Source organism: Rhodospirillales bacterium, assembly GCA_018666775.1.
Classification (GTDB): Bacteria; Pseudomonadota; Alphaproteobacteria; order SMXQ01; family SMXQ01; genus JABIXC01.
The window spans coordinates 633943-641450 of sequence record JABIXC010000017.1; the positions used below are offsets into that span (position 1 = coordinate 633943).

7 protein-coding genes are annotated in these 7508 nt (G+C 53.1%); 3 read left to right on the forward strand and 4 right to left on the reverse strand.

The features are described from left to right. Positions 1–72 precede the first annotated feature (72 nt). On the reverse strand, positions 73–618 hold the full coding sequence (locus HOJ08_11015; GenBank protein MBT5673958.1) for a cupin domain-containing protein: 546 nt from the start codon (positions 616–618) through the stop codon (positions 73–75). A 195-nt stretch (positions 619–813) separates the two neighbouring features. Between HOJ08_11015 and HOJ08_11020 the strand changes: the two genes are divergently transcribed. After that, positions 814–1239, forward strand: coding sequence for a heme-binding protein (locus HOJ08_11020; GenBank protein ID MBT5673959.1), 426 nt, complete (start codon positions 814–816; stop codon positions 1237–1239). Between the two features lie 19 nt (positions 1240–1258). Here HOJ08_11020 and HOJ08_11025 read toward each other — a convergent pair whose 3' ends face one another. Beyond that, complete coding sequence (locus HOJ08_11025) at positions 1259–3388, reverse strand: DEAD/DEAH box helicase (protein ID MBT5673960.1); 2130 nt, start codon at positions 3386–3388, stop codon at positions 1259–1261. Positions 3389–3668: 280 nt separating this feature from the next. Here HOJ08_11025 and HOJ08_11030 point away from each other — a divergent pair, with 280 nt between their 5' ends. Together HOJ08_11030 and HOJ08_11035 are read left to right on the forward strand one after the other, a co-directional pair. After that, on the forward strand, positions 3669–4100 hold the full coding sequence (locus HOJ08_11030; protein ID MBT5673961.1) for a pyridoxamine 5'-phosphate oxidase family protein: 432 nt from the start codon (positions 3669–3671) through the stop codon (positions 4098–4100). A gap of 41 nt (positions 4101–4141) precedes the next feature. Next, positions 4142–4894, forward strand: a complete 753-nt coding sequence (locus tag HOJ08_11035; protein ID MBT5673962.1) for a hypothetical protein — start codon at positions 4142–4144, stop codon at positions 4892–4894. Positions 4895–4901: 7 nt separating this feature from the next. Here HOJ08_11035 and HOJ08_11040 read toward each other — a convergent pair whose 3' ends face one another. Further along, complete coding sequence (locus HOJ08_11040; GenBank protein ID MBT5673963.1) at positions 4902–5873, reverse strand: D-2-hydroxyacid dehydrogenase; 972 nt, start codon at positions 5871–5873, stop codon at positions 4902–4904. Beyond that, positions 5870–7243 (reverse strand): MBL fold metallo-hydrolase, encoded by a 1374-nt coding sequence (locus HOJ08_11045; protein ID MBT5673964.1) that lies wholly within the window; start codon positions 7241–7243, stop codon positions 5870–5872. The genes HOJ08_11040 and HOJ08_11045 overlap by 4 nt, the downstream gene beginning before the upstream one ends. Positions 7244–7508: the final 265 nt, after the last annotated feature.

The following is a 7508-nucleotide window of genomic DNA, read 5'->3' on the forward strand; positions in this document are numbered from 1 at the left end:
TATTCTGATTTTCATCGTTCAATCTGCCCCATGATGATGGGATTAACTCCATCTAGCAAGGGGTTAAGTTTGCTATTCGAATACGCGGTCTTCATGGTATTCAGTGACCACGGTGTTGTTATCAGCGGCATTGCCATAGACCTGATTCCCATCAATATCCTTGCGTCCCCAAGGCGTTTTGGCCGCATCAACCACGCAGCCAATGCGCAACACCACCAAGGGCTCGTCCCCTTCGGTTCTGAACCGATAAAAACTGCCCCGGGGCAGCATAATCCCGTGATTACGCCCAAGAACCACGGATTCTTCATCGGGGCCATAAAAACGGGCTTCACCCTGCAAAATGATAAACGAATGGTCTTCGTTTGAATGATTGTGGAGATGATTCTCCCCACCCTCCGCATAGGTCTTTAACGCGATCCACATGCGGTCCGTTGAGGTTAGAAGCGCCTCTGCACGGCCCTTTTTAGGCAATTTTGAAAACATCTTGAAAAGCTGTGGTTTGGTCGCCCAATCCGCTGGGCGATGCTTATCAATAACCCGTTCCATGGCCCCTTTTGACGAATCAATGGTGCTTTCCGTATCCCCATCGGTTTCGGGCACATAAATTTCGCTTGTCATGACTTTTTCTCCTCAAATTATCCCTATGGACGGGACCATGTCCAAATATCGCCAAAACCCTACTTTGATTTCCAGATTAAGGAAACCCCAATCCCAAGCCCGGGGCCAGAACCGGGCAAATATGGTTTGATTTTTGGGGAACCCCCTACAATGATTAGACTTATCGTTAACTTTCCAATCAACTGAAAGATATCAATGGAACTCGAAATCGCACGAAAAATGGGAGATGGCGCACTTCAAAAAGCGCGCGCGCTTAACCTGAAGCCGATGTCTGTCTTTATTCAAGATGCCAGAGGTGCCATCCGCCTTGTCCTTACCGAAGACGGGGCCAGCCAGCAGCGCGCCGAAATCGCCTATGGCAAAAGCAACGGGGCCATCGCGTTCGGGATGGGCACCCGTGGCCTTGCGAAACGGGTCGGAATGGTGCCGGAATTCATGTCCACGGTCGTCCATGCCATTCGCGGACCGCTTGTCCCCGTTGCTGGTGGCGTCTTGGTCAAGGATAAGGATGGTACTGTTATAGGTGCTATCGGGATTTCCGGCGATACGGCCGATCATGATGAAGCCTGTGCCGTTTCTGGCATTGAAGCTGTTGGTCTGGTTGCCCAAATCGGGGATTGATCGCATTAAGCGAAGAGAGCTAATCCCGAGGGTTTTTCCGCTTTGGCGTGGCAAACCCGCCTTTAGGGGCACCACCGCCGCCGACATTTTGCTTCGCAGCCAATTTAGCCAGCTTTTTCTTATGGGGTTTTTTTGCCTTGGTCTTTTTCTTGGGCTTGTCCCAAGGCTGAACAATCCCATCAATTGCAGCTGATTTTTTCTTGCGCTTTTCCCAAGGCTTTGCAGACCCATCATCAGATTCAGGCCTTTTTACAAACCCTCTTGCTGGAACCGATGGATCACGAGATGGACGCGGCCGATCAGCATACGTTTTTTTCTCGTAAGGCTTTTTCTCAAAGGGCTTTTTATCGCGAGCATCCTTATCGTACGGTTTTTTCTCATACGGTTTTTTCTCATACGGTTTTTTCTCATACGGTTTTTTCTCGTACGGCTTTTTCTCGTACGGCTTTTTCTCGTAAGCTTTCTTCTCGTAAGGCTTTTTGCCCTGATAGGGTTTTCCGGCCGGACCGCTGGACCGCCCTCTGGGCTCACTTCGGCCACCTTCTCTGGCACCAGATGGCGCACCTTTCAGGCGCGTCACGGAAATGGTCTTTTCCATCTTCGCACTGGGGCCAAGGGCTGCCAGAAATTTATCCACACAAGCCGGCGTCAATTCCACATGGGTATCGGCCTGATTGATATTGATCCGCCCGATTTCATTTTTGGTAATGTTGCCCGCACGACACAGCATGGGTAACAACCAGCGCGGTTCTGCATTTTGATCACGACCGACCGAAAGCGACAACCACACGCCGCCTTTGAAATCATCGCGGCGTTTTTTCTGAAATTCAGACGGTGCCACATCCAGCAATTCTTCCGGTGCGGTCTGGCCTGCCAGTTGCTGGCGCAGGAAAGCACCGGCAATCTGTTCGGCGCTATATCGCGACAACAGTTCCTGGACGAAGGGTTTTTCATCCTCGCTCAAATCCTCAATCAATGTGGGATCGGTCAGGATGCGTTCGCGATCATTGGCAATAATTTGATCGGCCGTTGGCGGCTTTGCCCAGATCGCGTCAATGTTGGCATTGCTCAACAAACGTTCTGTTTGTCGGCGCATGTTATGGGGCACGATCAAGGCACAAACACCCTTGCGCCCGGCACGGCCTGTTCGCCCGCTTCTGTGCAACAACATCTCGCGGTTTTTAGGAATGTCTGCGTGAATAACCAGTTCAAGATTTGGCAGATCAATGCCGCGCGCAGCAACGTCGGTGGCGATGCACACCTGTGCGCGGCCATCGCGCATGGCTTGTAAGGAATGGGTGCGTTCGTTCTGGCTTAATTCACCAGACAACGCCACCACGGAAATCCCACGGTTGGCAAAACGACTGGTCATATGATTGACCGCCATCCGGGTGCCACAAAACACGAGCGCATTTTTGGGCTCAAAATAACGCAACACATTGACGATGGCATTTTCCCGATCGTTCGGGGCAACGGTCATGGCGCGGTATTCAATATCAACATGCTGTGAATGCTCCGCTGCCGTGCTGACACGAACCGCATCGCGCTGATAGCGTTTTGCCAAATTAGCAATTGCCCGCGGCACGGTTGCCGAAAACATCAAGGTCCGGCGGCTGTCAGGGGCGGCTTTCAGGATATATTCCAGGTCTTCACGAAAGCCCATATCCAACATTTCATCGGCTTCGTCCAACACCACGGCTTTCAATCCCTTGATGTCCAAAGACCCACGCCCGATGTGATCACACAGCCGGCCGGGGGTTCCCACCACGATCTGGGCACCGCGTTCCAGCACACGGCGTTCATTGCGCATGTCCATGCCACCAACACAGGACGCCAAAGACGCGCCCGTGCCCGCATACAACCATTCCAGTTCGCGTTTCACCTGCAAGGCCAGCTCGCGGGTTGGTGCGACCACCAATGCCTGGGGGGTACCGCCTCTTTCAAAGCGTTCCGCGCCCGCCAGCAGGGTTGGCGCGATGTTCAGGCCAAAGGCCACGGTCTTGCCAGACCCGGTCTGGGCCGACACCAACGCATCGGCATCTTTCAGTTCCGGGGCCAAAACGGCCAATTGCACGGGGGTCAACTCGGAATAACCACGTTTTTCCAATGCCTGAGCAAGCGCCGGGACGACACCTTCAAAATTTGTCATGTGTTTACTTTCGGAATGCTGGTTTCAAACGCTAGGTCGCGCGCACCCATTCATCTTGCCTGCGCTGGAACCATTCGTAGTGGCGGTTTGTACTTGGTGTTGACCCCATTGTACAGAAGGTTCGGCCAAATGGGGGTGCAACGCCCCAAAAGCACCCAAAAAGGCCATATTTTGGCAAAAAAAGCCCCACCCGGCCTGATTTTTCATCTCTCCCGTGTTTCAAACCCGTTTATGCCCGTTTATGGTGGCACACACGAAGACATTTGCGGGGGCACCAGAAATGGCATTCAGTCAAAAAATCAAGGACCTGATTTTTAATGCCCATGCTGACAATTGTGTCTGCATGCTCGCCACCATCGGCGATGATGGCCCCTCCATCAGCCCCAAGGGCTCGATGATCATCCTTGATGATCAACATCTGGCTTATTGGGAACGCGCCAAACTATCCAGTCTGGATAACCTTCGGAAAAACCCAGAGGTTGCGGTGATGTACAGCAACCGGGATGCAGCCCAGCGCGGCGACTTCGATGCCCCCGGCGGCATCTATCGGTTTTACGGCACGGCAGAAATTCATGAATGCGGCGCGTATCGCGACAAAATCCGCACGCTGTTGCAGCCCCGCGAAATCGACCACCCCGGCGCCGAAGAAGGCTTCGCCATCGTCATCACCCTAACCCGCGCCGAAACCCTAAACGGCGACCCGGTGAATTAGAAAATGCCCCCCCCAAGACACACCAAAGATAAGGAATGCAGATGAGCAAGAATAATAAAATTGGCGAGGCGGAATGGGAGGCTCGGGTTAATTTGGCGGGGGCTTTTCGGGTTGCTTATCATTTGGGGTGGAACAACCGGTTGGTTAATCACATCACCGCACGGGTGCCGGATGAGCCGGAGCATTTTTTGATGAACCCCCATCATCTGGGCTGGCACGAGATTACCGCATCGAGTTTGGTGAAGGCCGATTTTGATGGCAATATCTTAAGCGACGGCGATGCCACGCTGGCACCGGCCGGGCTTAATTTCCACAGTGCAATTTTACGGGGAAAGCCAGAGGTCAACTGCGTTTGTCATACCCACCCCAATGCGGGCATTGTCATTTCTGCGACCCGCTGCGGGCTAAAGATTCTGGATCAAACAAGCATCTTGTTACACGACGAGGTTGGCTATCACGATTTTGAAGGCTATGCCGACGAAAAAGAAGAAGCACCCCGCATCATTGCCGATCTGGGCGCGCGCAGAACCATGATCATGTGGAACCATGGTTTGTTGAGCGTGGGCCGAACCATTGGCGAAGCCTTCAGCTTTATGCGCCGGTTAATTACGGCGTGTGAATTGCAGGAACGGGTGATGGCCCTTGGCACCGAAATTCGTGAAATCCCCGAAGACGTCTTAAACCACACCAAGGTCCAGATCAGCCAGCGCAGGCTCAACCAACCCATTGGCGGGCCGGAATGGCGCATGAACCTGCGCCTGGCCGATCAACTTTACCCCGACTACAAAACCTGATTAAAAATCAGGATACGGTCATATTTTCCCAATCAAGCATACGGGTCAAAGGCTGGCCTTTTGTATAGCGGGTGATGTTGTCATCTAGGATACCCAGCAAAATGGCTGCGTTATCAAACCCGCCGCCGGCAATATGGGGGGTGATCACGATGTTGGGCGCGGTCCATAACGGGCTGTCTTTTGGCAATGGTTCAGTCTTTGTCACATCAAGTCCGGCACCGGCCAAATGCCCGTTTTCGCACGCGGCAGCCAGCGCATCTTCATCCACCATGTCGCCGCGCGCGACATTGATCACAATGGCACCGGGTTTTAACCAGCCAAGAGAGCGGGCGTTGATCAGATTAAGGGTGTCGGCCGATGCCGATGCCGACAAAAGCACCACATCGGCCTCGCCAAATGCCGTTTCCATATCTTCCCGGCCATAGACCACATCCACAAGCGCATCCGGTTGATAGGCCCGGGATACGCCGATGACCTTCATATCAAAGCTGCGCGCACGCTTGGCTGCCTCTTGGCCAATGGCGCCAAGGCCCACAATGCATATGGTCTTGCGATAAAGCGCTGTCATGCGTGTCTTGATTTTGCCGTGCCATTCGCGTGTTTTGGTGGCGGCCTCTGTTTCACGCATCCGGTGGCCCACCATCATCATCAACGCAATCGCGTGTTCGGCCACCATGGGGGCAGACAAGCCCGCCGTATTGGTGACGAGCGTCCCCGCAGGGAACCCACCCGCGTGCAAGGCCGCATCAATACCAGAAGAAGAAAACTGCACCCATTTCAATTTCTTTTGCTTTGCCTTGATCACGTCAGCAAGGGATTGGTTATAATGCCCAATTGCTACCATCAAAACTTCTGCATCCACAATTTCCCGGGCAAGGACATCTGCATCCTCAACATGAACAAAGGTATGTTCAGGGTGGCGCGCGGCCAGCGCATCAAAACCAAACCGATCCTTTCGAATAAAGACGATAACTTTCATAACGCGACCCTATCTCCATCCTTTGGCGTTTTGCACGGCCAGCCCAGTTCTTGTTCGATGCGTTGATGCAACGCAGCGGATGCGGCCGGTTCCCCATGGGTTATAAAGGTCATTTTTGGCGGGTGTGAAAAATTCCGAAGCCACGCCATAATGCCATCTGCATCGGCATGGGCAGAAAGCATTTGCAAATTCTGAACCTCTGCACGAACCGGATAATATTGCCCATGAATTTTTATGGTATCCGCCCCGTTGACCATGGCTTCACCGCGCGTGCCCATGGCCTGGAATCCTGTAAACAGGATCGTGTTGCGATGATCGGATACATATCGCTTCAAATGGTGAACAACCCGTCCCCCCGTCGCCATGCCACTGGCAGAGATTAAAACCTTTGGCACCGGATCAAAGACAAGCGCCTTTGATTGTTCTGCTTCACGAACGTACTGAACGGTTTTCCCCATCGCTTCACATTGGGCAGGACTCAGCCTGTGTTCGCCCCCATGGGCACAAAATATCTCACTGGCATTGATGGCCATGGGGCTGTCCAGATAGACCGGCAAATCGCGGGGGATTTTTTTCTGCGCTTTCAGCTCGGTGATGTGAAACATCAACGATTGCGCGCGGCCAACGGCGAAGGCCGGAACAATGACGGTGCCACCACGCCCAACGGTGCGGTTAATGATCCCCGCAAGGGCGGCCTCTGGGTCCTGGGTATCATGGCGGCGGTCGCCATAGGTCGATTCAACAACCAGATAATCTGCATGGGTCATGGGGGTTGGGTCAACCATGGTGGCATCATTGCTGCGGCCAAGGTCCCCTGAGAAAACAATCTTTGTGCCCCCGACCATCATTTCAACAATGGACGCCCCAAGGATATGGCCAGCGGGAAAAAACCGGGCCTTAAACCCCGCCCCTAAATCGCTCTGTTCACCAAAGGGAGTTGGGCGAAACCTTGCAATGGCGGCTTCCCCGTCTTTTTGGGTATAGAGCGGCAAGGCAGGTGAGTGTTTTGAAAAACCGTGCCGGTTTGCATATTCGGCATCTTTTTCATGCAAATGGCCGCTGTCGGGCAGCAAAATGCCACAAAGATCACGGGTCGCTGATGAGCTAAAGACCGGGCCAGAAAAACCCTTTTTGATTAACAGGGGCAGATAGCCTGAATGATCGATATGGGCATGGGTCAGGACAACCGTGTTAATCGTTTTCGGGTCTACCGGGGGCGGTGCCCAATTTCGCAGGCGAAGTTTTTTCAACCCCTGAAACAGCCCACAATCGACCAGAACCCGGGCACGCCCATCGGGGCCAGATTCGACCAGATATTTGGACCCGGTGACCGTGCCAACACCGCCCAGAAATTTTAAACTGACAGACATTTCAAGTATCCACCTGATTGAACCCGTATTTCCCAACATGATAAAGGAAGTGGCCACACGGGGATACGTTGTGATGTGTCGATCAATCTAATATTATACAACCGGCCATTGAGCCCAAAAAAACAATTGTCCGTCGTCATATAAAATGGAACATCTGGCGGCCTGATCTAAGAGAGGGTCTGGCCCATCTGGTTGATCATATTAAGCGGCGTATTTGCGGTATTGCAAGCGCCGGGTTTCCATGGTTTTCCGTTTGATCCTTTCC

Excerpts from the sequence above, each read along its gene's own strand:
- HOJ08_11015 (MBT5673958.1), bottom strand. The coding sequence starts at position 618 with ATGACAAGCGAAATTTATGTGCCCGAAACCGATGGGGATACGGAAAGC.
- HOJ08_11020 (MBT5673959.1), top strand. The coding sequence starts at position 814 with ATGGAACTCGAAATCGCACGAAAAATGGGAGATGGCGCACTTCAAAAA.
- HOJ08_11025 (MBT5673960.1), bottom strand. The coding sequence starts at position 3,388 with ATGACAAATTTTGAAGGTGTCGTCCCGGCGCTTGCTCAGGCATTGGAA.
- HOJ08_11030 (MBT5673961.1), top strand. The coding sequence starts at position 3,669 with ATGGCATTCAGTCAAAAAATCAAGGACCTGATTTTTAATGCCCATGCT.
- HOJ08_11035 (MBT5673962.1), top strand. The coding sequence starts at position 4,142 with ATGAGCAAGAATAATAAAATTGGCGAGGCGGAATGGGAGGCTCGGGTT.
- HOJ08_11040 (MBT5673963.1), bottom strand. The coding sequence starts at position 5,873 with ATGAAAGTTATCGTCTTTATTCGAAAGGATCGGTTTGGTTTTGATGCG.
- HOJ08_11045 (MBT5673964.1), bottom strand. The coding sequence starts at position 7,243 with ATGTCTGTCAGTTTAAAATTTCTGGGCGGTGTTGGCACGGTCACCGGG.